23 protein-coding genes are annotated in these 26,535 nt (G+C 32.7%); 9 read left to right on the forward strand and 14 right to left on the reverse strand.

What is annotated here, in order from left to right:
• The first annotated feature begins 129 nt into the window (after positions 1-129).
• Complete coding sequence (gene polA / locus AC2GW8_RS07900; protein ID WP_440879329.1) at positions 130-2,958, forward strand: DNA polymerase I; 2,829 nt, start codon at positions 130-132, stop codon at positions 2,956-2,958.
• Positions 2,959-3,509: 551 nt separating this feature from the next.
• On the opposite strand, the gene AC2GW8_RS07905 is transcribed toward polA, so the two are convergent.
• The 8 genes from AC2GW8_RS07905 to AC2GW8_RS07940 form a co-directional block, all read right to left on the reverse strand.
• Entirely contained in the window at positions 3,510-3,872 is a 363-nt protein-coding gene (locus AC2GW8_RS07905; RefSeq protein ID WP_440879330.1) for a DUF8840 domain-containing protein, read from the reverse strand.
• Positions 3,872-5,230, reverse strand: a complete 1,359-nt coding sequence (locus AC2GW8_RS07910; protein WP_440879331.1) for a DEAD/DEAH box helicase — start codon at positions 5,228-5,230, stop codon at positions 3,872-3,874. Before AC2GW8_RS07910 ends, AC2GW8_RS07905 begins: the two co-directional genes overlap by 1 nt.
• 438 nt (positions 5,231-5,668) lie before the next feature.
• Entirely contained in the window at positions 5,669-6,976 is a 1,308-nt protein-coding gene (nqrF, locus tag AC2GW8_RS07915; RefSeq protein ID WP_440882195.1) for an NADH:ubiquinone reductase (Na(+)-transporting) subunit F, read from the reverse strand.
• Between the two features lie 14 nt (positions 6,977-6,990).
• On the reverse strand, positions 6,991-7,752 hold the full coding sequence (gene nqrE, locus AC2GW8_RS07920; protein WP_440879332.1) for an NADH:ubiquinone reductase (Na(+)-transporting) subunit E: 762 nt from the start codon (positions 7,750-7,752) through the stop codon (positions 6,991-6,993).
• 90 nt (positions 7,753-7,842) lie between these two features.
• On the reverse strand, positions 7,843-8,487 hold the full coding sequence (locus tag AC2GW8_RS07925) for an NADH:ubiquinone reductase (Na(+)-transporting) subunit D (RefSeq protein ID WP_440879333.1): 645 nt from the start codon (positions 8,485-8,487) through the stop codon (positions 7,843-7,845).
• 2 nt (positions 8,488-8,489) lie between these two features.
• Positions 8,490-9,230 carry a Na(+)-translocating NADH-quinone reductase subunit C gene (locus AC2GW8_RS07930; RefSeq protein WP_440879334.1) on the reverse strand — a complete coding sequence of 247 codons (741 nt, stop codon included), beginning with the start codon at positions 9,228-9,230 and terminating at the stop codon, positions 8,490-8,492.
• 2 nt (positions 9,231-9,232) lie between these two features.
• Complete coding sequence (locus AC2GW8_RS07935; protein ID WP_440879335.1) at positions 9,233-10,438, reverse strand: NADH:ubiquinone reductase (Na(+)-transporting) subunit B; 1,206 nt, start codon at positions 10,436-10,438, stop codon at positions 9,233-9,235.
• A gap of 3 nt (positions 10,439-10,441) precedes the next feature.
• Complete coding sequence (locus AC2GW8_RS07940) at positions 10,442-11,794, reverse strand: Na(+)-translocating NADH-quinone reductase subunit A (RefSeq protein ID WP_440879336.1); 1,353 nt, start codon at positions 11,792-11,794, stop codon at positions 10,442-10,444.
• Between the two features lie 158 nt (positions 11,795-11,952).
• Between AC2GW8_RS07940 and AC2GW8_RS07945 the strand changes: the two genes are divergently transcribed.
• The 3 genes from AC2GW8_RS07945 to AC2GW8_RS07955 are packed head-to-tail and all read left to right on the forward strand — an operon-like array spanning position 11,953 to position 14,739.
• Entirely contained in the window at positions 11,953-13,179 is a 1,227-nt protein-coding gene (locus AC2GW8_RS07945) for a type IX secretion system plug protein (RefSeq protein WP_440879337.1), read from the forward strand.
• Between the two features lie 55 nt (positions 13,180-13,234).
• The gene (gene apaG, locus AC2GW8_RS07950) at positions 13,235-13,621 is read left to right on the forward strand and encodes a Co2+/Mg2+ efflux facilitator ApaG/CorD (RefSeq protein WP_440879338.1); all 387 of its coding nucleotides are present in this window, start codon (positions 13,235-13,237) and stop codon (positions 13,619-13,621) included.
• Positions 13,618-14,739: a DUF3667 domain-containing protein gene (locus AC2GW8_RS07955; protein ID WP_440879339.1), complete on the forward strand. Its 1,122-nt coding sequence runs from the start codon at positions 13,618-13,620 to the stop codon at positions 14,737-14,739. Before apaG ends, AC2GW8_RS07955 begins: the two co-directional genes overlap by 4 nt.
• A gap of 35 nt (positions 14,740-14,774) precedes the next feature.
• On the opposite strand, the gene AC2GW8_RS07960 is transcribed toward AC2GW8_RS07955, so the two are convergent.
• Positions 14,775-15,488 (reverse strand): NRDE family protein, encoded by a 714-nt coding sequence (locus AC2GW8_RS07960; protein WP_440879340.1) that lies wholly within the window; start codon positions 15,486-15,488, stop codon positions 14,775-14,777.
• A 124-nt stretch (positions 15,489-15,612) separates the two neighbouring features.
• On the opposite strand from AC2GW8_RS07960, the gene pruA reads away from it, so the two are divergent.
• Positions 15,613-17,238, forward strand: a complete 1,626-nt coding sequence (gene pruA, locus AC2GW8_RS07965) for an L-glutamate gamma-semialdehyde dehydrogenase (RefSeq protein ID WP_440879341.1) — start codon at positions 15,613-15,615, stop codon at positions 17,236-17,238.
• Between the two features lie 233 nt (positions 17,239-17,471).
• Here the strand turns inward: pruA and trhA are convergent, their stop codons facing one another.
• Together trhA and AC2GW8_RS07975 are read right to left on the reverse strand one after the other, a co-directional pair.
• Positions 17,472-18,098, reverse strand: coding sequence for a PAQR family membrane homeostasis protein TrhA (gene trhA / locus AC2GW8_RS07970; protein WP_440879342.1), 627 nt, complete (start codon positions 18,096-18,098; stop codon positions 17,472-17,474).
• A gap of 79 nt (positions 18,099-18,177) precedes the next feature.
• Complete coding sequence (locus AC2GW8_RS07975) at positions 18,178-19,068, reverse strand: Omp28-related outer membrane protein (protein WP_440879343.1); 891 nt, start codon at positions 19,066-19,068, stop codon at positions 18,178-18,180.
• Positions 19,069-19,210: 142 nt separating this feature from the next.
• Between AC2GW8_RS07975 and AC2GW8_RS07980 the strand changes: the two genes are divergently transcribed.
• Together AC2GW8_RS07980 and AC2GW8_RS07985 are read left to right on the forward strand one after the other, a co-directional pair.
• Entirely contained in the window at positions 19,211-19,690 is a 480-nt protein-coding gene (locus AC2GW8_RS07980) for a TlpA family protein disulfide reductase (RefSeq protein ID WP_440879344.1), read from the forward strand.
• Positions 19,691-19,712: 22 nt separating this feature from the next.
• On the forward strand, positions 19,713-21,365 hold the full coding sequence (locus AC2GW8_RS07985; protein WP_440879345.1) for a DUF6029 family protein: 1,653 nt from the start codon (positions 19,713-19,715) through the stop codon (positions 21,363-21,365).
• Between the two features lie 31 nt (positions 21,366-21,396).
• On the opposite strand, the gene rsmG is transcribed toward AC2GW8_RS07985, so the two are convergent.
• Positions 21,397-22,026: a 16S rRNA (guanine(527)-N(7))-methyltransferase RsmG gene (gene rsmG / locus AC2GW8_RS07990; protein ID WP_440879346.1), complete on the reverse strand. Its 630-nt coding sequence runs from the start codon at positions 22,024-22,026 to the stop codon at positions 21,397-21,399.
• Between the two features lie 145 nt (positions 22,027-22,171).
• On the opposite strand from rsmG, the gene AC2GW8_RS07995 reads away from it, so the two are divergent.
• Positions 22,172-23,263: a fatty acid desaturase family protein gene (locus AC2GW8_RS07995; RefSeq protein WP_440879347.1), complete on the forward strand. Its 1,092-nt coding sequence runs from the start codon at positions 22,172-22,174 to the stop codon at positions 23,261-23,263.
• A gap of 26 nt (positions 23,264-23,289) precedes the next feature.
• Positions 23,290-24,501, forward strand: coding sequence for a pyridoxal phosphate-dependent aminotransferase (locus tag AC2GW8_RS08000; protein WP_440879348.1), 1,212 nt, complete (start codon positions 23,290-23,292; stop codon positions 24,499-24,501).
• 226 nt (positions 24,502-24,727) lie between these two features.
• On the opposite strand, the gene AC2GW8_RS08005 is transcribed toward AC2GW8_RS08000, so the two are convergent.
• The gene (locus AC2GW8_RS08005) at positions 24,728-25,030 is read right to left on the reverse strand and encodes a rhodanese-like domain-containing protein (RefSeq protein WP_440879349.1); all 303 of its coding nucleotides are present in this window, start codon (positions 25,028-25,030) and stop codon (positions 24,728-24,730) included.
• Between the two features lie 76 nt (positions 25,031-25,106).
• Entirely contained in the window at positions 25,107-26,516 is a 1,410-nt protein-coding gene (locus tag AC2GW8_RS08010; RefSeq protein ID WP_440879350.1) for an MBL fold metallo-hydrolase, read from the reverse strand.
• Between the last annotated feature and the right edge of the window lie 19 nt (positions 26,517-26,535).

Consider the following 26,535-nt stretch of genomic DNA (forward strand, 5'->3'; position numbering starts at 1 on the left):
TAAAGATACATTTATTAAAAAAAATCAGTTTTTAACTTCTTGTTAAAGTTTTGTAGTTTTACAAACTGCGATTCTACATAAGGATACTTTAAATTAACACTCTTAACAAATCAATAGATTTTACAGAAAATGGCAAACAGGAAACGACTTTTTTTACTAGACGCTTATGCTTTAATATTTAGAGGTTATTATGCATTTATTAAAAACCCAAGAATTAACTCAAAAGGGCTTGACACCTCTGCTATATTAGGTTTTACCAATTCTTTACTCGATGTTATTAAACGAGAAAAACCAGACTATTTAGCCGTATGTTTTGATAAAGGCGGTAGTGTTGATAGAGTAAACGTCTTTCCTGACTACAAAGCAAATAGGTTAGAGACTCCGGAAGCTATTAAAATTGCTGTACCCTACATAGAAAACATATTAGAAGCTATGAATATTCCTGTTATTGTTAAAGAAGGATTTGAAGCTGATGATATTATTGGAACTTTAGCCAAAAAAGCTGAGCAAGCAGGATTAGAAACATATATGGTTACTCCTGATAAAGATTATGCGCAATTAGTTTCTGAGCACATTTTCATGTTTCGCCCTCCAAGAATGGGCAACGGATATGAAAAGTGGGGTGTCGAGGAAGTAAAAGCTAAATTCGAAGTAGAAAAACCTGAACAAGTAATAGACTTCTTAGGGATGATGGGGGACTCCGTAGACAATATCCCTGGGCTACCTGGTGTTGGTGAGAAAACAGCGAAGAAATTTCTTGCTGCTTATGGAAGTATGGAAGGTTTATTTGAGAACACTCACGAACTAAAAGGTAAAATGAAAGAGAAAGTGGAAGCTAACAAAGAACTCGGTTTATTATCTAAAAAGCTAGCCACGATCATGTTAGATGTTCCTGTGGAATTAGAAGAAGATAAGCTCGTTTTTGAACAGCCAGACATTCAAAAAACCATTAAAATTTTCGATGATTTAGAGTTTAGAAGAATGGCAGATAGCTTTAAAAAAACTTTCTCCATTTCTGATCCAGATTCAACATCCAACAATTCAAATAAGACTTCTTCGAATGCTAATGCACAGCAATTTGATTTATTTGCTGCTCCTGGAAGTGGTAATACCACTTCAACCGATGAAGATAATATGAATGGATATAGAACTATCAACAATACCAATCACTTATATCAAGTAATTAATACTCCTTTAAGTAGAAAGTTACTTTTAAATAAATTACTTCAACAAACTTCTGTTTGTTTTGATACAGAAACAACGGGCTTAAAAGCCCTAGAGGTTGAGCTTGTTGGAATTGCATTTTCTTGGGAAATTGGAAAAGGCTACTACTTAGTACTCCCCGAAAATCAAGAGGAAGCACAAGACGTTATTAATGAATTTATTCCTTTCTTTGAAAATGAAAATATCGAAAAAATAGGCCACAATATTAAATACGATATTAAAGTTCTTTCCAACTACAATATTAACGTAAAAGGGAATTTGTTTGATACGATGATCGCTCATTATCTAATAAATCCTGATATGAGGCACAACATGGATATTCTTGCAGAAACCTACCTAAACTATCAGCCGGTTTCCATTACTGAGCTTATAGGTAAAAAAGGTAAGAACCAGCTTTCAATGCGCGATATTGCTTTAGATAGACAAAGTGAATATGCTGTTGAGGATGCCGATATTACCCTACAACTAAAAGAGCATTTCACCAAAGAACTTGAGAGTGGGAATGTAACTAAACTGTTTCAAGATGTCGAAACACCAATAGTATCTGTTTTAACAGCAATGGAAATTGAAGGTATTAACTTAAATACTGAATTCTTAAAGTCATTATCTGGCGAACTTTCGACTGATATTATAGACTTAGAACAACGTATTTATGAACAAGCTGGGGAGGAATTCAATATTGCCTCACCAAAACAACTTGGTCCTATTCTTTTTGAAAAACTAAAGTTGGTAGACAAGCCTAAAAAAACTAAAACAGGACAATATTCGACTGCGGAAGATGTGTTATCTTATCTAGCCAACGATCACAAAATTGTTGCTGATATTTTGTTATACCGTCAATATAAAAAACTACAGAGTACTTACGTTGATGCCCTACCTGAAGAAGTGAATTCGAAAACTGGCCGAGTACATACAGTTTATGCGCAAGCTGTAGCCGCTACAGGAAGATTAAGTTCTAATAATCCGAACTTACAGAACATACCTATTAGAACCAAAAGAGGTCAGGAAATTAGAAAAGCTTTTATTCCAAAAAATAATGATTATGTACTCCTTGCTGCGGATTATAGCCAGATAGAGTTAAGAATTATTGCCGCTTTAAGTGAGGAAGAAACCATGATTGAAGCTTTTAAAAACGGAGAAGATATTCACGCTTCAACGGCTTCAAAAGTATTTAAAGTTCCGATTGAAGAAGTTACTCGTCAACAAAGAAGCAACGCTAAAACAGTAAACTTCGGTATTATTTATGGGGTTTCTGCTTTTGGATTAAGCAATCAAACAAGTTTGGACAGAAAAGAGGCAAAAGCATTGATTGAAGCTTATTATGAAACCTATCCAAAACTTAGGAATTATATTTCGAAGCAAGTTGATTTTGCAAGAGAAAATGGCTATGTAGAAACCGTATTAAATAGAAGACGCTATTTAAAAGATATTAACTCTCGTAATGCTATTGTTCGAGGAGCTGCAGAAAGAAATGCTGTAAATGCTCCTATTCAAGGGAGTGCTGCAGATATTATTAAATTAGCAATGATCAATATTCATAAGCGATTTAATGCCGAAAACTTCAAATCAAAGATGTTACTTCAAGTACACGATGAATTGGTTTTTGATGCTCATAAAGACGAATTAAAAAATATAAAACCAATTATTAAGGAAGAAATGGAAAATGCCTTTAAACTTTCTGTTCCTCTTGATGTTGAAATCGGGTTAGGTCAAAACTGGCTTGAAGCGCATTAAATGAACTTACGATATATAATAAATCATATACTAGAATCTATTATTAAAAATAACATCAATATTAGATGTTATTGATAAATTTAGTAGCACCAAATAACCAAATGGATCAATAATAAAATTAATTTTTATGAAAAGCAATTGATTTATGATTCTCCTAGGCTTAAGGTGAAAGCTCTAATAAATATTTTATAAAAGAAATACAATAATTGTTTGTCTTAGGCGTTATTTTAATAATAAAAAAAAACACTCGTCATAATTTAACGAGTGTTTTCCTTCAAAATCTTTGTAAGCTACTAATGATTAATAGCGTATCCGGCTCCTTTACCGAATTCTGCTAAAATTGCTGAAGCACTTTTAAAAAGATTTTGAATCCCCTTGAATAATTTTTTTCCCATGATTTGTATATTAAATTTCCCGGGAGCAAAATTACTATATAACTCTTGTAAATAACACTACTTTTTAACTTTATGTATCTTTTGATCAGAATTGCACATAAATGGTATTCTTTTAGTCATAGACATCAATAAAGTAGTATCTAATAGTATGAAAATTTATAAAATTTTTATGAAACCATCAAAAGAAAGGTAATATGGAGCATCCTTAAACACCGGTAGATCAACACTTTGAGAATTCGCAACACCAACACCAGCAAACCAAACTTTTGCATTTTGCTTTTTAGCATGCTCCTTAAAAGTTTCCATCCATAACCGATCATATTCTTGAGGATTTTGTATATTCTTTGAAACTTTAACCAAAACAAAAATAGTGGGCTCTCCTTTTTTGAATAAAACAAATTGTGGATGTTTTTTTAAAGTACTATTTACTGCGACAAATTCATACCCTAATCTTTCTAATTCTTTGCCGACTATGTTCATTCCAAGGTTATGCAACTCCTGCTCGGTAAGTTGTCTCATTATTTTTTCTTCTTATTTCGTTTATTGAAATTCTTATCTCCTCTAGTTTTAGGCTTTTTATACTTCTTAGCAATCTCTCTACGATATGTTCCTCCTAGATTTACTTTTTTATTTTTAGCCTTTTTTTCGTGAAATGCCTCTCCTGGAATATACTCTTGCGAAGTTCTATTTGCAGACTGTTGTCTATCTTCTTTCGGTCGTTCCTCTTCAGTTAACTGCTTTGAAATTTCTACATTCTCAGGAATATCAATCAAAGGTATTTCAAAATTCATCAATTCCTCAATACGTCTCTTAGCTTCTTGTTCTTTTTCTGTTGTGAATAAAATTGATTTTCCTTTTTTCTCCGCCCTACCCGTTCTACCAATTCTATGCATATAATTTTCTGGATACTGCGTAGGGTTAAAATTGACAACATGCGAAATTTCATGCAAATCTAAACCTCTTGCAATAACATCAGTAGCAATTAAAATTCGATGATTTCCACTATTGAATTCCTCAATCGATCGTAAACGATAGTTTTGAGTTTTATTCGAGTGAATTACGCATACTTGACCTGGAAACTCCTCTTCTATTAGGTTAAAAATCCTATCAGCATTTCTCTTATTAGGAGCGAATACCAATACTTTACTAAAATCAGATTTATCAAATAATAAATCATTCAACAAGTTCATTTTCGTGTAAAAGTTCGGCACATTATAAGCAGTTTGATCGATATTCTCAAGAGGAGTACCGCTAACCGCAATTGCAATCTTTTTAGGCGCTATAAAATAATCATCAATCAAAGTCTCAACATCTTCAGTCATAGTAGCAGAAAACATTATATTTTGCCTTCTCTGAGGCAGTAAATCAAAGATATTAAGTAATTGGAAACGAAAGCCCAAATCAAGCATTACATCAACCTCATCTATTACCAACTTTTGTATCGATTTTAATTTAAGCACATTACTCAATGCCAAATCATATAAACGGCCAGGAGTTGCTACCAAAACATCAGCACCCAGGGCTACCGCTTCCTTATGTCGGTTCAAATTAACCCCTCCATAAACTCCAATAACACGTAGCGTGATGTACTTTGCTAATTTTTCGATTTCTTCAACAACCTGAACAACCAATTCTCTTGTTGGTACTAAAATTAAAACTCTAGGATGTTGTTGTTTTGAGAATTTTAAATCTCTTAAAATTGGTAAAAGATAAGCAAAAGTTTTTCCCGTACCTGTTTGTGCAATACCTACTATATCCTTCCCAGAACGCACTACTGGAAACGCTTGTTGCTGGATTGGTGTTGGATGCACTAATTCGAGCTCTTCTATTGCATTACGCAATGGATTCGATAAGTCTAAATCTTGAAAAGAAACCATTCAATTAAAATTTGTACAAAGGTACGGTTTCTATTTTTTAGATAAAGAAAGTTTCTATTTTATGATTACCATGTGTAAAAATGTTGATCTATAATTAAAACACTTATACTTTTTACTCGAAATTATGAGTCGTTGAAGCACAATTCTCTTTTCTCTTCTCAGATATTGAGATTGACAGTTTGGGCAGTTCATGTATATTAGTTTTTACCCCCACTAAACGAATAACCCAAGATATTTGAAAGAATATGTGGTAGTCCCCTTTCGAATAGATCAGATTTAAATACTTTGATCTATTTATTAGTTTGGCTTAATATTTCAAAAGCCCCAAATTACCTCTATTAATACTAACTAAACATTTCCTAGTAGTTATACTTATAATAATTGCAAAAAAAGCCGATACAATTATTGCATCGGCTTTTCATACTATTTAGTGAGATTTTATCCTCCGAAATCGTCGAAACGAATGTTTTCATCTGGTATACCAAAATCTTCTCCCATTTTTTGAACGGCTTTATTCATTAATGGTGGTCCACAGAAGTAAAGCTCAATATCTTCAGGAGCATCATGTTTGCTCAAGTATTGCTCAATAACACAGTTATGAACAAACCCAACGAATCCATCACCTTCAGCATCAATATTTTCTTTTACTTTCCAATTATCTTCCTCTAACGGTTCAGATAATGCGATGTGGAATTTAAAGTTAGGGAATTCCTTCTCTAACGCCCAGAAGTGTTCCAAGTAGAATAACTCACGTTTAGAACGACCTCCGTACCAGTAAGAAACTTTTCTACCAGTTTTTAATGTTTTGAATAAGTGGTATAAGTGAGAACGCATTGGTGCCATTCCAGCTCCTCCACCAACATATAACATCTCTGCCTCAGATTCATTGATAAAGAATTCTCCATAAGGTCCAGAAATTGTTACTTTATCCCCTTTCTTTCGTGAGAATACATAGGAAGAAGCAATTCCTGGATTTACATCCATCCATCCATTTTTAGCTCTATCCCATGGCGGTGTAGCAATACGAACATTTAACATGATTTCTCTACCTTCAGCTGGATAAGAAGCCATAGAATATGCTCTTTCTACGAGTTCATCATTCTTCATTACTAACGGCCATAACCCAAACTTATCCCACTCCATTTTAAATTTATCTGGAGTTTCATGTTCTTCTGGATGTGCAGTGATATCCATATCAGCGAATTTTACTTCACACTTAGGAATTTCAATTTGGATATACCCTCCAGCTTTATAGTTCATATCCTCGGGGATTTCAACTACAAACTCTTTAATGAAAGAAGCTACGTTGTAGTTACGTACAACAACCGCTTCCCATTTCTTAATTCCAAAAATCTCTTCTGGAATGGAAATATCCATATCTTGTTTGACCTTTACCTGGCATGCCAGACGAACTCCATGCTGTAGTTCTTTTCTTGTAAAATGCGGCGTTTCTGTAGGTAGTGCCTCACCACCACCTTCATGAACGTGACATTCACATTGAATACATGACCCACCACCACCACATGCAGATGGTAAAAATATTTTTTCATTCCCTAAAGTTGATAACAACGTACCACCTGATGGCACTTCTATTACCTTATCTCCATTTACTGTAATTTTTACAGGACCTGATGGTGCTAACTTTTGCTTTACAAATAGTAATAAAGCAACTAATAACAGTGTTAATGCCAAGAATGCTACAACTGTAATTAGTACTGTTCCTCCTGTACTTGCTGCTAATGCTATCATTATTCTGTTATTTATTTTGTGTTATTAGCTAATTCTTTTGAAGCTATTTTAGCCTCTTCCTTTTTATCAACTGGCTCCATCTCCACTACATCTTCTTTTACAGTTTCAATAACTTCAGTAGCTGCACTTTTTTCTTTCTTACTAGCAGCATCATCTCCTCCAGTAAGCATTCCTCCAAAACTCATAAAACCAATAGCCATAAGACCAGTAGTAATGAAAGTAATTCCTAAACCTCTTAAAGCAGGTGGTATTTGAGAATAACGAATCTTCTCACGGATAGCAGCAATCGCCAAAATTGCTAAGAACCAACCGATACCAGAACCAATACCATACACCAATGAAAGTCCTAAAGTTGGAATTTCACGAGATTGCATGAATAATGACCCTCCTAAAATCGCACAGTTTACTGCGATTAATGGTAAAAAAATACCTAGTGAGTTATATAAGGCAGGTGCGAATTTTTCAACTATAATTTCTACTAATTGTACCATGGTTGCAATCGTTGCAATAAACATGATAAATGATAAGAAACTTAAGTCATAATCAGCATACTCGCCCCCTAACCAAACCAATGCTCCTGGCTTTAATATATATTGATCTAACAGCCAGTTTACAGGCACCGTTACTGCTAGTACGAAAATTACCGCAGCACCTAAACCAACAGCCGTAGATACTTTTTTAGATACAGCAAGGTAAGAACACATTCCTAAAAAGGTTGCGAATACCATGTTATCTATGAATATCGACTTGAAAAATAATTCTAAATGTTCCATATTTTTATAGTATTGAGTATTGAGTAGTTAGTATTGAGTTTGTATACGATTTATAAGACTCAATTCTTGTTCTAACACCTCATTACTATTTTAATCTTCAATTAATGCTTTATTTCTACTACGCTGTATCCAAATTATAATTCCAACTACAATTAATGCCATTGGAGAAAGTAACATGAACCCATTATTTTCGTATCCTAAAGAATATAATCCAGTTTTTTCGATTGGATCACCTAACACTTTAAACCCTAATAACGTACCAGAACCTAATAATTCTCTAAAGAATCCTACAATAATTAATATTACTGCATATCCTAAAGCGTTTCCTATTCCATCTAAAAATGATTTCCAAGGACCATTTCCTAGAGCAAATGCCTCAAAACGTCCCATAATAATACAGTTTGTAATAATTAACCCTACGAAAACCGATAGTGTTTTACTCAACTCGTACGCAAAAGCTTTTAGTACTTGATCAACGATAATTACTAAAGCTGCTACTACGATTAACTGTACAATAATTCTAATTTTTGAAGGAATGATATTTCTCATTAAAGAAATTACCACATTTCCTACTCCAAGTACAAACAATACAGAAATAGACATTACGATTGACGCCTTTAATTCTGCCGTAATTGCCAAAGCAGAACATATACCTAATACCTGAATTGTAATTGGGTTGTTATCCGCTAATGGGTCTTTTATTAACGCTATATCTTTTTTTGATAATAATCCCATAACTATTTTAATGTTTTAAAGTAAGGTACATATAATGCTAACTCTGATTTAATCATTGCAGCTACACCGTCACCAGTAATAGTTGCTCCAGCAATTGCATCAACTTCGTTATCATTTTTATCTTCATTCTTAGGATCAGCATTTGATTTAGAAACAGCTATTCCTTTGAATACACCATTGCTCATTAAATCTTCACCTGTGAAATCGTCCATAAAGAAACGTTGCTTGATGTTAGCTCCTAAACCAGGAGTTTCCCCTTTATGATCAAAGAATACTCCTTTAACCACCATGTTTTTATCCATGGCAACGTATCCCCAAATAGCATCCCAAAGCCCCTTACCTCTAATTGGAGCTATGTAAAAAGTTTTACCATCTTTTTCTCCAATAAATAAAGGTAATTTTCTTGTTTTACCATCTTTTGCTAATGCCTGTTCTTTTTTAACATCAATTAAAAAAGCTTTTTCATCTTCAGTCACGTTTGAACCTTCGATAACAATTTGCTTTTTAATATTCTGAGAAAATGCTTCAGCCACTTTATCCTTAGAGATAAAAACTGCACTTGTTTCATCATTTTCATTTACGCCCATTGCATACAAGATATTTTGTTGCTTTTCAACACGCTTGTTTGCATTAATCATAGGCTTAAGAGACGACGCTGTAAAAGCTAATAACGCCCCTACCACTAATACCATTCCTATTGCGAATATTAGCGTATATCCATTACTATCTGTCTTTTTACTCATAACTAGGCAGTTTTAGCTTTTAAACGTTTTAATCTCTTCTTTACATTACCTTGAACTACGTAATGATCGATTGTCGGAGCAAATACGTTCATTAACAAGATTGCTAAGAACACTCCTTCTGGGTAAGCTGGGTTGAATACACGAATCATAATAGAAATAAATCCGATTAAGAATCCGTAAATCCATTTACCCTTATTCGTTTGAGAAGCTGTTACCGGGTCTGTTGCCATAAACACCGCACCGAAAGCTAAACCTCCAATAATTAAATGTTTCCACCATTCTGTACTCATTAAACCGTAAAACTTACTAGTATCTGTAATTAAACCAGTATCTGCAACCGCATTAAATATAAGCCCCATTACCGCAGCACCAATAAACGTTGATATAATAATTCTCCAACTACCAATTTTCGTGAAGATTAAAAATGCTGCACCTAATAGAATTAAGAATGTTGAAGTTTCTCCAACAGAACCCGGAATAAACCCAAAAAACATATCAGATACTGAATAACTTGGTGTTAAATTTTGAGCATAACTACCTAAAATAGTTTCTCCAGAAATAGCATCAGCCGATCCTGCTCTACTTACTGCATCATGAACCCATACCTTATCTCCTGACATCCAAGTTGGATATGCGAAAAATAAAAATGCACGAATTGTTAACGCCGGATTTAATATATTCATTCCTGTACCACCGAAAACTTCCTTTCCTATCACAACTCCAAATACAACTGCAACTGCAAGCATCCAAAGAGGCAAATCAACTGGCACAATTAATGGGACTAACATTCCAGTTACTAAATAACCTTCTTCTACTTCGTGTCCTTTGATTACAGCGAATATAAATTCAACCAATAACCCTACACCATAAGAAACAATTACTAATGGTAAAATTTTAGCAGCTCCAATCCAAAGATTTGCTAAGCTCCAAAAATCACCGCTAAAAAAGCCTTCCACAGGTTTTACATCTCCAATCGCGAGGTGATGTTGATAACCTGCGTTGAACATACCAAATATTAAACAAGGAATCAATGACATGATTACAGTGTTCATTGTACGTTTTAAATCATCTGCTGCCTTAATGTGGGTTCCATTATGGGTAACCTCATTGGGCAGGTATAAAAAGGTATGGATGGCGTTAAATGCAGGGGCCATTTTGGTACCTTTATACTTCTCTTTTAAATTATGTAAATTTTGTTTTAACCCCATGTCTTATCCTAATTCTGATCTCATCAAATCTAATCCTTCACGAATTATTTTTTGATGAGGCTGTTTTGAAACACAAATAAATTCCGTCAAAGCAAAGTCTTCCGGAGCAATCTCATAAGCTCCTAAGCCTTCCATTTCATCAAGATCCTTATACATACAAGCCTTTAATAACTGCATTGGATAAATATCCAAAGGAAACACTTCTTCATAAGATCCAGTTACTACAAATGCACGATGTTCACCGTTCGTATTTGTATTTAAATCATACTTCTTCTTTGGATTTAACCATGAAAATGTCAATGCTCTACTGGTTGATATTTTATTAAAAACTGGCTTATTCCATCCAAAAAACTCATAGTCATCACCTTCTGCGATTGCAGTAAACTGATTATCATAGTATCCTAAGAATCCATCTTCATCAACCTGAGCTCCAGACAACACGTTTCCACTAATAACACGAACGTTATCAGTATTTAAATTTCCTTTTACAACATCAGAAACTTGAGCTCCTGCTAATGCCGTTACATATTGGGGCTTATCGAATTTAGACCCTGTTAGAGCAACAGTTCTTGTAATATTGAATTTCCCAGTTAATAACAACTCTCCAATTACTACTAAATCTTGTGGAGTAACTACCCATACAACTTCACCTTTGTTGATAGGATCGATTTGTGCAATTTGAGTACTTACATTACCCACAGGATGTGGTCCAGAAACTTTATGTAACTCAACTCCTTTTAACTTTAAAAATGGTGATTCGTTTGAATCTTTCGCAATAGAAACATGAACTTTTCCTGATGTTAGTTTAGAAAGTGCCTTTAGAGCGGCCTGCAATTCTGCCTCTTTCCTTCTTAGAGTGTAATCATAATCAGCTGCCAAGGGAGCACTTGCGTAAGCAGATACAAAAATAGCCTTGGGTTCTTGATTAGGATTCGCTACAACATCGTAGGGTCGTTGCTTGATAAATGGCCAGCATCCAGAGTTAAAAAGGTGACTCTTAACTTCCTCTCCTGACATTTCATCAATATTTTTCTTACCAAAATCTACATGCTTCTGCTTTTCATCTGCAGTGATTTTAATTGCTAAAACTTTTCTTCTTGCTCCACGAACGATTTCAGAAACTTTCCCACTTACGGGACTCGGAAATAAAACACGTTCATCACTTTTACTATGGAAAAGTGCTTCACCTGCTTTTACTTCTGTACCCTCTTTTGCTAAAATTTTTGGAATTACGCCGTGAAAATCATCTGGTCTAATTGCAAAAACACTACCCAAAGAATATTCGGTAGTTACTTTTTCTGCTTCACCAATAAGGCTGATGTTCAGACCTCTTTTAATACGGATGTCTTTTGACATAGTAACAGATTAATTTGATTTTCTTAAAAACACGCAAATTTAAAAATTTTGAAAGCCATAGTCAGATATTTCTTTTATATCTTTAGTAAAAACACCTATTTATACTAGTTCTAAATAAAATACATCCATTTGAAGTTTAATTTGGTACTTTTGTTATCATGAATAAAATTTCAATTACTTTTTGCTGCCTTGGATTTACTTCGATCTTATTATCACAAAATATAAAGAGTATATTGCTCAGACCAGTAAATAATCCAAAACAATACAGCTCAGTTGTTAAGCTAGGAAAATCGTTAGAATTATCCTTTGATGATCTTGATGCTGATAATAAGGACTATTATTACAAAATTGAACTGATGACATATGACTGGAAGCCAAGTGGCTTAATTAGCAATCAATATATTGATGGTTTTAATCAAAATTCAATAATTAATGTTACAAACTCCTTTAATTCTCTACAAGCTTACACTCATTATTCAGTTAATATTCCAAATAGCAGTTCGATAATCACGAAAAGTGGAAATTATATTATATCCGTATTAAATGAAGACTACGAAACTGTTTTTAAAAGACGTTGTGTATTTTATGAAGACAAAAGTACCGTAGGCTTAAATGTTTTAAGAAGTAGAAATGCTAACTCAAATCAGACCGATCAAACAGTTCAATTTAGAGTCAATCATCCAAGTATAACATTGAATAATCCGAGTCAAGAAATCAAAGCTAGTTTAATACAAAATAACGATTGGAATACTATTATCGAAAATATTCCACCTGCTTTCATACAACATAAAACACTTATATACAACCACGTAAGTCTAACCAATTTTTCAGGAAATAATGAATTTTATTTTTTCGATACTAAATATGCTAGAAATACAAGTTTAAATATTTCAAAAGTAGAAAGGGATACTGTTTACAATACCTACTTGTTTACTGATCAACCAAAATCAAGAAGATCATACACTTATAACCCTGACATAAATGGTCAATTTTTAATAAACTCAAAAGATCCTAACACCAATGATTCCAGAACAGAGGCAGATTACACAATGGTCCATTTTTCATTAGCTTACGATACTCCTTTAAAAAACACGCAACTTTATGTTTATGGAGGTTTTAATAACTTCGAACTATCAAGAGAAAACAGAATGGAATATAATTTTAAAACTAGAACTTATGAAGCCTCTATTTTGTTAAAGCAAGGGTTTTATAATTATACCTACGCAATTGTTGACAATAATTCTGGCATAAACTTAAAAGAAATAGGTGGTTCTTTTTTTCAAACTGAAAACGAGTACATGGCACTTATTTACTACCGTCCTATAGGAGGTCTATATGATAGAGTTATTGGAATTGGATATGGTGTTTTTAATCAAAACGAATAAGGAAAAAAAACAGTATTGATCTAATTTTTAATTTATTATAGTTACTTTTATTTTTATGTTTCAGCAAATATCAAATGGGATCAAGATCTCGGTTAACACAGAATATAACGGAACGAGGCATAGAGGTCATATGATTTATTACGCTTTCAGTTACCATATTTTAATAGAAAATTACTCTTCACAAACCGTACAATTATTAGAGCGGTTTTGGACCATTTTTGATTCATTAAATACTGTGGAATCTGTGAGAGGCATTGGAGTGATAGGTAATACACCGACTTTAAAACCAAGTGAGATTTACAACTATAAATCAAACTGTTTTTTGATTTCCTCAATTGGTGCTATGAGCGGAAAGTATAAAATGATCAATACTGCTACTTCAAATGAATTCTATGTCAAAATCCCTACTTTCCAATTAACAACAACACCACAGCTTAATTGAAATTAATCAAAAAAAATAAGCCCTCAAAAGTAAAAGACTTAAACTGCCTAAATTGTGGATACCCTTTTACTAGAAATGAAAAATTTTGCCCAGAATGTGGTCAGGAAAATAAAGGAAGTAAAATAACCCTAGCTAATTTTCTAAAGGAAATGTTCCGTGGATTTTTCTCTTGGGATGCAAAGTTTTGGAGAACTCTACTACCATTATTATTCCGTCCAGGGAAAGTTTCTTTAGATTATATTTCAGGAAAGCGAAGTCGATATTCAAATCCTTTTCGTTTTTACTTAACCACATCTGTTTTATTCTTTTTATTGCTCAATACTAATGAAACTTATAAGAAAATCAACAAACTAAATAATGAAGAAAAAAATGAAGAAGAAATATTCAATTTAAATTTGAACACAAATATCAATAAAGATTCACTCACACAAGTAATCGTTCGTGATATTAGAAATCAGAAAAAGATTCAAATGCCAAAGGAGACTCCAAAGAAGATTGTTGACAATTTGAAGAAATCAGATAGCCTTTCAAAAAACATAGTGAACTCTTCTAATATTCTTACCGGGAGTATGTTCATGGATAAAATGATTAATTACAATAAGTACAACCCTGAAATAAAAACTGATCAAGCTCTTAAAAACATGGGGCTCAAAACAAATTTCACAAACCGATTTTGGTATACAAGAGCTAAAAAATTAAATAAAATATTAACAAATAAAGACGAACAAAATAATTTCTTTAAACAAATAATATCAATGGGGTCTATCTCTCTGTTCTTATTGCTCCCATTATTTGCGCTATGTTTAAACTTTATTCAAATTAGAAGGAAATACACGTACGTAGAGCATCTAATATTTGTGTTCCATATTCAAACAATATTCTTTTTACTATTAATTTTATTTCTCATTACAGGCATAATTGTTAATAGAACTTTATTTGACATGAGCCCTATTTTTATACTACTTTTTGCTATTTATCTTTATTTAGCGATGAAAAAATTTTACAAGCAAAGAAACTTAAAAACATTCATAAAATATATTCTATCAAATATACTATTTATAAGTCTTTTAGCAATCGGAATATTAACCATTTCGGTAATCGTGTTTTCCATATATTAGTTATTGTTAAAAAATTTAGTTAACAACACGTTTACCTAAAGTGATTTTAACTCTAACTCAAATAATTGCGAATTTATAATTGATCTGTATTCGAATGAAATATTTGATTCTTTTTTGAAAACACATGTTATGCTAACAGTTTCAACTAATTTTCGCTTCATTTTAACAGCAGTCTCTGGAGTTCCCTTAGAGTCATCCTGGTGGAATTCAATAATATTATTTTTATCAAATCTCTTATTATCTTCCAACCATTCCGAAAACCATTTTTTTCTTTCTTGTTTAACCTCTTCATCATATAAAGAAGAGGAAGACCAAATATGAGGCTTATTATCAATTTTTTTAAAATATTTTTTTACCCCATCCCAAACCAACTCATAAATTTTTAAACCTTTAGACCACTCTAAAAGAATAATTGTAAAAGGCTCAACTCCTTCAAAAGAGATTCGTTTTATTTCACCTATTACATCGTTACTAGATAATAAATGCTTAACTATAACACCTCTACTTATTTTATAAAAAGAAGTTCTTTGATGATTTTTAAACCCTCCATTCAAAAGACAAACTAACCTATGCTTTTCACTTAACCCCAACCATGTTCCTCCAGCCACCTGATCTTTAGGGTATACTAGTTTCACACCATTTTCTCTATAGCTTCTAGGCTCCAAAGTTTTTCTAGCGGGCATTTCATCCCTGTTAGATGTTAAAATAAAATCATTATCTCCTAAGGGTAAAAAGGTTACTGTACACATATTGTTTCTTTTTTAAGTAAATAAGACGTATTAACCATTTATTTATTACTAAAAATAACCTTAACTTTGTTTTTTTCTGTAAGAAATACAAATAAATAATTTTAATAACAAACAACACATAGAAATGGGAAAAGGTTTTTTTCATGTACCGCCTGCTATTAATGAACCAGTTAAGGGATACACACCAGGCTCTCCTGAAAGAGAAGCAGTTTCAAAACAATACAAAGAATTTTTTAACGGATCGGTTGACGTACCAATGTACATTGGTAGTGAAGAGGTAAGAACTGGAAACACCCAAAACATGACTCCTCCACATGATCACCAACACGTTGTAGGTCAATATCATTTGGGAGATAGAACTCATGCTGAAAAAGCTATTGAAGTTGCTTTAGAAGCAAGAAACGAATGGGCTCAAATGCCTTGGGAACAAAGAGCTGCTATCTTTTTACGTGCAGCTGAGTTAATCGCAGGCCCTTACCGTTCTAAAATTAACGCAGCTACTATGATTGCTCAATCAAAAACTATTCATCAAGCGGAAATTGATGCAGCCTGTGAATTGATTGACTTTTTACGTTTTAACGTAGAATACATGTCTGACATTTACAATGAACAACCAAATTCTGATGAAGGAATATGGAATCGTATTGAATATAGACCTTTAGAAGGCTTTGTTTATGCTATTACTCCATTTAATTTTACTGCAATTGCCGCCAACCTACCTGCATCTGCTGCTATGATGGGGAATGTTGTTGTTTGGAAACCATCTGACAGTCAAATTTTCTCGGCAAAAGTAATTGTCGATGTATTTAAAGAAGCTGGAGTTCCTGATGGAGTAATTAATTTAGTATACGGTAATCCTGTTGAAATTACTGATGCTGTTTTGGCTTCTCCTGATTTTGCTGGAATTCACTTTACAGGATCCACTTACGTTTTCAAAGAGATTTGGAAAAAAATTGGAGAGAACATTCACAATTACAAAACATATCCAAGAATTGTAGGTGAAACTGGGGGGAAAGATTTTATAATTGCTCACCCATCTGCGAATCCTAAACAAGTTGCTACGGGCATCTCAAGAGGTGCTTTTGAGTTCCAAGGACAAAAATGTTCTGCTGCCTCTAGAGTTTATCTTCCAAAATCAATTGCTAATAAGGTTCTAGATTTTGTAAAGGAAGATGTTGCTTCTTTTAAAATGGGGTCTCCTGAAGATATGAGTAACTTTATTACTGCTGTTATTCACGAAGGCTCTTTCGATAAATTAGCAAAATACATTGACCAAGCAAAAGAAGATGCTGATGCCGAAATTATTGCCGGTGGTAACTATGATAAATCAAAAGGATACTTTATTGAGCCAACAGTTATCTTAACTACAAACCCAAAATATACTACAATGGAAACTGAATTATTTGGTCCTGTAGTAACTGTTTATGTATATGAAGATGCTGATTGGTCTGAAACTTTAAAATTAGTTGATAGTACTTCTGAGTACGCTTTGACTGGAGCTGTATTCTCAACAGATAGATATGCTGTTGCCGAGGCGACTAAAGCTTTGGAAAACTGCGCTGGAAACTTCTATATTAACGACAAGCCCACAGGTGCTGTAGTTGGACAACAACCCTTTGGTGGAGCTAGAGCTTCAGGAACAAACGACAAGGCTGGATCTGCACAAAACTTATTGCGCTGGGTATCGCCTCGTTTAATCAAAGAAACTTTTGTTTCTCCAACTGATTATCGTTATCCGTTTTTAGGTTAAAACACATATAATTTCAAATATTTACAAAAAAAGGCTACAATAATGTAGCCTTTTTTTATAATTTTATTTAAAAACAAGTCTAAACGCGAGGCAATAAAACTCACTTAGAAATATTTATTACTATTATCAGAATAGTATATTTGAAAAAATTCTCACAAAATACTATTATCTATACATTGAAAGTTGTTGACTTTATCCTTCCTTAATATTAGCATGTTTTATAAATTACATAATTATTTTATAACATGATTTAATACCATAAAGTAATGACAAATAGCGCCTCCTAAAACAAAGAAATGCCAAATAACATGGTGAAAAGGTATTTTTTTTACTGCATAAAAAATTATTCCTATAGTATAAAATGCACCACCTGCCCATAAAAGATGTAACCCATCTTGACTCATAGCTAATTTCAAAGCTTTAAAATCGAATACAATTAACCATCCCATAAACAAATATAGCAATGTAGATAAAAAACCATATTTACCAGTATAAAAAAGCTTTAATATGGTACCTATAAAAGCAATACCCCAAACTATAAAAAACAATAACCAACCTTTACTTTGAGATAATAACAATAATAATACAGGTGTGTATGTTCCAGCTATAAGAAGATAAATACTAATGTGATCAATAATTCTGAATTTTCTTTTTCTCTCCTCAGTTTTCGTAGCGTGGTACAGAGCCGAAGCACTAAAAAGTATAATAACAGAAACGCCATAAACTATAATACTGAAAACACTCCAAGGTTTATTTGTGTTGACCAGCAACAGTACTGCAAGTCCATAAATTCCCATAACAGCACCAACCGCATGGGAAATCGTATTCCATTTTTCTTCTGTTGGTGTTTGAATATCCATAAAACAAAAATATAAAAAGAGCACATATTATTAGTATAATATGTGCTCTTTTTATAGAGGATCCTCAATTCTAAGAGAATTACTTATTTTGAAAATCGTTACTCTCGTTAACCTTGACTTCTCTAGCGTTTAAAACTTCATTAGTATCAGCATAAGAAACCACTGCAACAAAACTCAAATTGGCCACATCCTCTATATAATCAGGGACATTGGACTCAAATGTTTTTTCTATTATAGCTCCCTTGATTGTTCTAGAATTAGACATTATTTCCCCAGAAATTTCTTCAGAAAAAACAAATCTAAGAACATCGTTATTCACAAACTTATCAATTTTTGTAGCTTCTCCAAAATAATCAGTGTAGTTTAGCTGTACTTTTCTAACCCCATCTTCTATAGCCATTAAAGTAAACTTTAACCCCTTGCTTATTGTTGTGCCAAATCCAATAGTTGCTTTTATTTTCATTAGATTTCCTGAAACTGTTGATGACAATTTAATCCCTAAAGGAGTGTCAGTGTTAATTAGGTCTGTTACTTGATCTAAATTATCCGGTTCAGGAAAATCCCAAACATATTTTCTATCAATGTAAGCCGTAGGAAAATTATCAACATCAAATAAAAGTCTCATTTTTCTTGTAAACTGGTTCTGTAGGGAATCTAGCTCATGTATTGCCACTGTAATTACATTTTCCGTTCTTTTATTCACCTCTTCTATGGCATGAGTTACTCTTGGGCACCATCCACACCAAGCCCCTGTGTAATCTTCAATCAGCACATTTTTTTGAAATGTTTGACCTTCCATCTCTAAATTTATTTCGTACTTAGTATTCTCAGAAAAAGCGGTATTTGAAACCGATGATGCTTCAACCGTTGAATCTTCACTCAGATCTGATCCTGAACAGGACAAGAGAAAAAGAGTTAAAACTATACAAATTAAATGATTGAATTTTCTTCTTTCCTTTATTTTCATCATATCGATATTTTTTAAATTTAAAATAATTGATCTGTTGAAACAAGACAATAGAAGTTTACCCTAAAAAATAACGAAAAAGAATTTTAGGGGAAACTCTAGATTCTCTGTTATACTCGGTGAAATAAATAAAACTATTAAAATTATGAGGCCACTTTTAACACTATGCTTGTTTATTACAACCGCATATTCTTTTTCTCAAAAAAAACTTCCTAATAAAAATATTTACCTTCTAAATAATAGTTCTTCCAATATTGAAAAGGAGATTGATAATCATAAAATAACTATTATTAGTTTTTGGGCAACTTGGTGCGTTCCTTGTTTAAATGAACTTGACACGATAAATGAAGTATATGAAGAGTGGCAAGATGAGTTAAATATTGAATTAATTGCAATTTCAACAGATGATTCCAGATCTCAGAAAAGAGTAAAAGCACTGATCAATGGAAAAGGTTGGCCATATAAAGTTCTATTAGATAAAAATCAGGAGTTAAAAAGAGCTTTAAATATACATACAATTCCAGAGCTTATTATTGTAAAAGGGGGCAAAATAATTTATCGTCATTCGGGGTATTCTCCAGGTTTCGAAGATGAACTTTATGAAATAATAAAAGAAAACTCCTAACTTATAAAACACTTACTACTTAATGAAAAAGCTCTACATAATGCTTTTAGGCTGTTTTTCTTTCAGTTTTACGCTAAAAGCACAAAACGATCATAACCTATCATTAGGTTTTGAATCGAATTCGCAATACTACGTCGATGATTCGAAAACGGGCCCATTTCTGGAGCCTGAAAGATTTAGATCTAATAACTACTTAACTGTTTTATATGAGTATAAAGATTTTTACGCGGGGATTCAAGCTGAAAGTTATTCGCCAATGGCATTATTGAATTACGATGCCAGATTTAAAAAAACTAACCTTGGTTTGTACTATGCCGGATATAAAAACAAAAAGTTTGAGGTTACCTTAGGCCATTTTTACGAACAATTCGGAAACGGTTTGTCTTTACGATCATGGGAAGATCGTCAATTGGGAATCAATAACGCATTACGAGGAGCTAGAATAAAATACTACCCAACTAATTTTATTGAGTTAAAAGCTATCTATGGTAAACAACGAGCAGGTTTCGAGCATTCAAAAGCAGATATTTTCGGATTTGACTCTAATATTGGTTTATCAGATTTTTTGAATCTTGAAAACTCGTATTTATCATTTGGTTTGAGTTATGTTGGTAGAAACGATGAAACAGCTTTAGCTAGTTTTAACCTACCTGAAATAACCAATGTTTTTGGAGGAAGAATCGATTTCTCTTCGGGTAATTTTTACTCAGGAGTTGAATTCTTAACAAAAAATGAAGATGCTATTTATGTAATGAATAAACCTAGAGGTGCAGAAAAAGGTAATGCCTTTTTCTTGAATTTTGGATATACTCAAAAAGGTCTTGGCGTTGATGTAACACTTAGAAGACTTGAAAATATGGGCTTTTATTCGGATAGAGAGACAACTGGAAATATATTCAATCAGTATATTATAAACTACTTACCAGGATTAACAAAGCAACATGATTATTTACTTACAAATATTTATGTTTATCAAGCTCAAGCTCAAGGAGCTTTTAATCCCATTCCTAAATTTGGTGAAATTGGAGGTCAGATAGACTTCTTTTACAAATTTAAAAAAGGATCGGTCTTAGGAGGTAAATATGGGACTAAGATTGCAGTTAATGCATCGTATTGGTATGGTCTTAAAGGAGAAGCTGATTTAAGCAACTCTTCGAAATTTACTTATAATACATCTAACTTCGGTTTTGGGGAAAAATACTTCTCTGATTTTAGTTTAGAGATTCGTAAAAAATGGTCTAAACAATGGAGCAACATCTTCTATTTTGTAAATCAGTATTACAATAAACGTTATATTGAAGAAACCGTTGGAGATGTTCATGCTAAGATCTTGGTTGGAGAAACAACCTATAAGATAGGAGGTGGAAAATCTCTACGATTTGAAGCTCAACATTTGTGGACTGAAGATGACAGGAAAAATTGGGTTGGAGGAACACTAGAGTGTAATCTTTCTTCAAGACTTGGTTTTTACTTAAATGATATTTATAACTACGGAAGTGATGAGACTAGTGAAAAAATCCATTACTACAATTTTGGAGGTAATTATACCTATGGATCGTATCGATTTAGTTTGAATTATGGCAGGCAACGAGGAGGACTAATTTGTGTGGGAGGTGTCTGCAGAAATGTTCCAGAAAATACAGGACTTACAGCTAATATTAGCATGAGCTTTTAAAAATACATAAAGAGAGCCAAATGGCTCTCTTTTAACCTTTATACTTTATGGGGATGTGAACTACTTTTTTAGTCTCGAAAAATAATTCATCAAAATAATTCGGTAAATCGTAAATAGTAGCCCTCGGAAATCCACTTAACTCTTCAGTTAAATCTCCTCCTTTTAAATACAAAATTCCATTTTTTAATTCATGGTTTTGCTTTTTTTGAACCTTTCCTTTTACCCACCTATGAAAAGTTTCCATTTGCGCAACAGCCCTACTTACTATAAAATCATATGTATCTTTTACCTCTTCAACTCTTCCATGTGTTGTTTCAACATTTTTCAGCTCTAAGCCCTCAACTACTTCATCAACTACTTTAATTTTCTTCCCTATTGAATCTACTAAATGAAATTTAGTTTCAGGAAATAAAATTGCTAATGGAATACCTGGAAAACCTCCTCCAGTTCCAACATCCATAACTTTTGCTCCAGCTTGAAAAGAGGCTACCTTTGCTATTCCTAAAGAATGTAAAACATGTCTAAGATATAACTCATCAATATCCTTTCTAGAAACAACATTGATTTTCAAATTCCAATCTTCATAAAGCTCTTGTAACTTTGAAAATTTTTCTTCTTGTTCTCCTGATATATTAGGAAAGTATTTTTTGATGATTTTCATTCAAATGTATTTTCTGTACAAAAATAAAAAACTAAATTGTTATTGTTTATTTTTACATCAAAGATATCATTCTAGTTAAAAAGTTATTTTAGATACTGATAGTCACTCAAAAACACTTATTTTAGCTTTTAATAACAAACAACAAATGAAGACGGTAAACTTCTCTCGGATAGATAAACAAAAGTTCTTTAGAACATTAAACAAGCGTGTAAATAATTATTTTAAAGAAAACAATATTAAACGGACTGGAAACTGGAAACTTTACAGTAAAGCTATTGTTATGTTTTCAATATTTTTAGTTCCTTTTGTCTTGATTTTAACAGTAGACATGTCCCAATGGTTAAAATTAATGCTTTCCATTATTATGGGAGTAGGGATGGCTGGTGTAGGAATGAATGTAATGCATGATGCCAATCATGAATCTTTCTCAAGCAATAAATGGGTTAACAAATTAATGGGAAGCAGTATTTATATACTAGCAGGTAACGTATACAACTGGAAAGTTCAACATAATGTTCTCCATCATACTTATACCAATATCAAAGACCATGACGAAGACATTGACGCGGGAAGAATTATTCGTTTTTCCAAACATTCAAATTGGTTATGGATTCATAAATTCCAAAAATATTATTCTTTCCTTCTTTATGGTTTACTTACCATCAATTGGGCTATAACTACAGATTTTAAACAAATGAAAAGTTTTTTAAAGAGAAAGTTATCCTATGGGAAATTTCCTAATCCAACGACGGAATGGACCAAGTTAGTGATTTCAAAACTCATTTACTATTCATTATGGATAGTTCTTCCAATAGCAGTACTTAAAATTTCATGGTGGAAAGTACTAATCGGTTTTTTTGTAATGCATTATACTGCAGGAATCATATTAAGTATCATTTTTCAGTTGGCTCATGTGGTACCTAAAACTGACATGCCTCTTCCTGATGAAAATGGTAATATGAAAAATACTTGGGCAATACACCAACTTTACACAACAGCTAACTTTGCTCCTAAAAATTGGTTTATTAATTTTTACACAGGAGGTCTAAACCATCAAGTAGAACATCATATTTTTCCTAATATTTCACATATTCATTATAAAAAACTTGCTCAAATCGTAAAGGAAACAGCGATGGAATTCAATCTTCCTTATAACGAGTATAAGACAACTAGAAAAGCAATTATTGAACATTTTAAACACTTAGCTGAACTAGGGAAAAAACCACAGCTAGCATAAAATCAACAACAGAATTAATACAAACAATGTCAAACGAATTATCAAACAGAATTAAAAGTTTACCCGTTTCTCAAACTTTAGCTATGGCAGCAAAAGCGAGGGAGCTAAAAAATGAAGGTAAAGACATTATTAGCTTAAGCTTAGGCGAGCCTGACTTTAACACTCCTGAATTTATTAAGGAAGCCGCTATTGAAGCAATTAATCAAGACTTTAATTCATATACACCGGTTGATGGATACTTAGATCTCAAAGAAGCAATTTGTCATAAATTTGAAAGAGATAACAACATAAAATATAAACCCAATCAGGTTGTTGTATCTACTGGAGCGAAACAATCCATAGCGAATGTTGCGCAAGTTTTATTAAACCCAGGAGATGAAGTAATACTTCCTGCTCCTTATTGGGTAAGTTACTCAGCAATAGCAACGCTTTGTGAGGCAAAATTTATTGAAATTCCTTCAAGTATTGATAACGACTTTAAAATTACTCCAGAGCAATTAGAAGCGGTTATTACACCAAAAACAAAAATGGTCTTCTTTAATTCGCCTAATAACCCAAGTGGTTCTATTTATAGTGAAGAAGAATACAGGGCTTTGGCTGCTGTTTTAGAAAAGCATCCTCAAATCTATATACTTTCAGATGAGATTTACGAGCATATTAACTATGGTAGTAAACTATTTAGTTTTGCTGCTATTGAAAGTATGTATGATAGAACTATTACAGTAAATGGCTTGGCTAAAGCTTTTGCTATGACTGGATGGAGAATCGGATATATTGGAGCTCCAGAATGGATTGCCAAGGCATGTACTAAAATGCAAGGTCAAATTACTTCAGGTACAAACTGTATTGCTCAAAGAGCTGCTATAACTGCAGTTTTAGCTCCACCTTCTAAAGTAAAATATATGGTTGATGAGTTCAAAAACAGAAGAGATTTAGTTTTAAAATTGTTAAATGAAATTGAAGGATTTAAATTAAATATTCCTGAAGGTGCTTTTTATATATTCCCAGATATTTCTGCCTTTTTTGGAAAAACACTAAAAGGAAAAGAAATAAAAAATGCAAATGACTTTTCAATGTTCTTACTGGAAGAAGCCAACGTTGCTACCGTTACAGGTGATGCTTTCGGAGCTCCAAACTGCATTAGAATGTCTTATGCTGCATCTGAATTACAATTACGAGAGGCTATAAAACGAATTAAGGAAGTTTGTAAATTAAAATCTAGTGCAAGCTTAACATAAATTCAAACCAATAAATAAAAAAGCGAAATATTTTTCGCTTTTTTATTTATTTAAAAGTACTTAATTTTCTTTTCGAAACTTAATCAATTGCTTATCCTAAATAAATTATCAATTTACTTTCCAACTGATTCAAAGACGTACTTTAATTAATACTTTGTAAGATACTTCCATATAATAAAAATATTATAGTGGTACAATTCTTTAATATTCAGAATCTCGTATTTTTCTAATTAGCTTTACTTTCCCAATTTATATAGCCCCCCTCTAAGTTATAGACCTCAAAACCCTTATTTATCAGTATTTTGGATGCAATAACACTTCTACCTCCAGACCTGCAATATAGATAAACTGGTGAATCTTTTTTTAATGAATTCGATACTCTTTCTTCAAAATTATCTGAAGTAACATCAATATTAATCGCGTTGTTTATTTTTCCTTCAGCATATTCTTCGGGTGTCCTTACATCAACTAATTGAATGTCTGAATGGGTACTTAATACTGTTTTTAAATCTGATGTTTTTATATTCACAAAATTTTTATTTTTTTGTTCGCATGAAATAAAAAATAATATGACGAAGTAAATTCTTATCAATTTTATCATAAACTTATTGCTTTTTTAATGAACAAGCCTGCATCGTTCTTGGTATAGTTGTTTCTTTAATTGCTTTGTACCCTCCTGCTACATCAATAACATGATGATAACCCCTTGCTTTTAATATAGAAGCAGCAATAACAGATCGATAGCCTCCTGCACAATGAACGTAAAAATCCTGATCAAGAGGAAATCCTTCAATAAATTTATTCAAAAAATCTAATGGAGTATTTGGCACATTTTTAATATGTCCAATCTCATACTCTCCAGGTTTTCGTACGTCAAAAACTAGTGCTTTATTTAATAATTTATTTTCTAGCTCATATGCTGAAATTGACAACAAGGTGTCTATTTCTTTACCAGCATCTTTCCAAGTTTCAAAACCGTTATCTAAATACCCTAAAACATTATCAAAGCCAACTCTAGAAAGTCGAGTTATTGTTGTTTCTTCTTCTCCCTTTGGCGTTATCAGTAAAATAGGCTGATGAATATCCTTAATTAAGGCCCCTACCCATGGAGCAAATGTACCTTTTAAGCCTATAAAAATAGATTGAGGAATAAATCCTTTTATAAATTCTGATTGATGTCTTACATCAAGGATTATCGCATCGGTTTCATTTGCTTTTTTTTCAAACTCATCTGGCAAGAGAGATCTTGAACTATTTTTAATAACATCGTCAACAGACCTGTAGCCCTCTTTATTCATTTTAACATTTAAAGGAAAGTATGCCGGGGGCGGTAATAAACCATCCGTAACTTCATTAATAAACTCTTCCTTAGTCATATCATGACGAAGTGCATAGTTTGTTTTTCTTTGATCTCCTATCGTTCCAATAGTTTCTTTACTTAAGTTTTTACCACAGGCAGAACCAGCGCCATGTGCAGGATAAACAATAACATCATCTTCTAATGTCATGATTTTATTTCTAAGACTATCAAATAGAAAACTTGCCAACTCTTCTTGAGTTAAATCATTTGTTTTTTGAGCTAAGTCAGGCCTCCCTACATCTCCTAAAAAAAGTGTATCTCCACTAAATATAGCATGGTTATTACCATCTTTATCCTTTAACAAATAAGTGGTACTTTCCATAGTATGCCCAGGTGTATGTAGCGCTGAAATAGTTATTTCTCCTAATTGAAAAACTTCATAATCTTCGGCTATATGTGCCTTAAACTTTGTTTTTGCCGTTGGACCATAGACTATAGTTGCCCCAGTTTTTTCAGCTAAAGTAACATGACCACTAACAAAATCAGCATGAAAATGCGTTTCAAAAATATACTTAATCTTAGCTTTGTTTTCCTTTGCTTTGTTTATATAAGATTGAACCTCTCTCAATGGATCTATAATGGCGACTTCTCCTCCGCTTTCAACATAGTACGCCCCCTGAGCCAAACAACCTGTATAAATTTGTTCTATCTTCATAATATAAATATATTATTTG

It is taken from the genome of Tenacibaculum profundi (assembly GCF_057162725.1).

Coding starts and splice junctions, on each gene's coding strand:
- polA (WP_440879329.1), top strand. CDS start 130: ATGGCAAACAGGAAACGACTTTTTTTACTAGACGCTTATGCTTTAATA.
- AC2GW8_RS07905 (WP_440879330.1), bottom strand. CDS start 3,872: ATGAGACAACTTACCGAGCAGGAGTTGCATAACCTTGGAATGAACATA.
- AC2GW8_RS07910 (WP_440879331.1), bottom strand. CDS start 5,230: ATGGTTTCTTTTCAAGATTTAGACTTATCGAATCCATTGCGTAATGCA.
- nqrE (WP_440879332.1), bottom strand. CDS start 7,752: ATGGAACATTTAGAATTATTTTTCAAGTCGATATTCATAGATAACATG.
- AC2GW8_RS07925 (WP_440879333.1), bottom strand. CDS start 8,487: ATGGGATTATTATCAAAAAAAGATATAGCGTTAATAAAAGACCCATTA.
- AC2GW8_RS07930 (WP_440879334.1), bottom strand. CDS start 9,230: ATGAGTAAAAAGACAGATAGTAATGGATATACGCTAATATTCGCAATA.
- AC2GW8_RS07935 (WP_440879335.1), bottom strand. CDS start 10,438: ATGGGGTTAAAACAAAATTTACATAATTTAAAAGAGAAGTATAAAGGT.
- AC2GW8_RS07940 (WP_440879336.1), bottom strand. CDS start 11,794: ATGTCAAAAGACATCCGTATTAAAAGAGGTCTGAACATCAGCCTTATT.
- AC2GW8_RS07945 (WP_440879337.1), top strand. CDS start 11,953: ATGAATAAAATTTCAATTACTTTTTGCTGCCTTGGATTTACTTCGATC.
- apaG (WP_440879338.1), top strand. CDS start 13,235: ATGTTTCAGCAAATATCAAATGGGATCAAGATCTCGGTTAACACAGAA.
- AC2GW8_RS07960 (WP_440879340.1), bottom strand. CDS start 15,488: ATGTGTACAGTAACCTTTTTACCCTTAGGAGATAATGATTTTATTTTA.
- pruA (WP_440879341.1), top strand. CDS start 15,613: ATGGGAAAAGGTTTTTTTCATGTACCGCCTGCTATTAATGAACCAGTT.
- trhA (WP_440879342.1), bottom strand. CDS start 18,098: ATGGATATTCAAACACCAACAGAAGAAAAATGGAATACGATTTCCCAT.
- AC2GW8_RS07975 (WP_440879343.1), bottom strand. CDS start 19,068: ATGATGAAAATAAAGGAAAGAAGAAAATTCAATCATTTAATTTGTATA.
- AC2GW8_RS07980 (WP_440879344.1), top strand. CDS start 19,211: ATGAGGCCACTTTTAACACTATGCTTGTTTATTACAACCGCATATTCT.
- AC2GW8_RS07985 (WP_440879345.1), top strand. CDS start 19,713: ATGAAAAAGCTCTACATAATGCTTTTAGGCTGTTTTTCTTTCAGTTTT.
- rsmG (WP_440879346.1), bottom strand. CDS start 22,026: ATGAAAATCATCAAAAAATACTTTCCTAATATATCAGGAGAACAAGAA.
- AC2GW8_RS07995 (WP_440879347.1), top strand. CDS start 22,172: ATGAAGACGGTAAACTTCTCTCGGATAGATAAACAAAAGTTCTTTAGA.
- AC2GW8_RS08000 (WP_440879348.1), top strand. CDS start 23,290: ATGTCAAACGAATTATCAAACAGAATTAAAAGTTTACCCGTTTCTCAA.
- AC2GW8_RS08010 (WP_440879350.1), bottom strand. CDS start 26,516: ATGAAGATAGAACAAATTTATACAGGTTGTTTGGCTCAGGGGGCGTAC.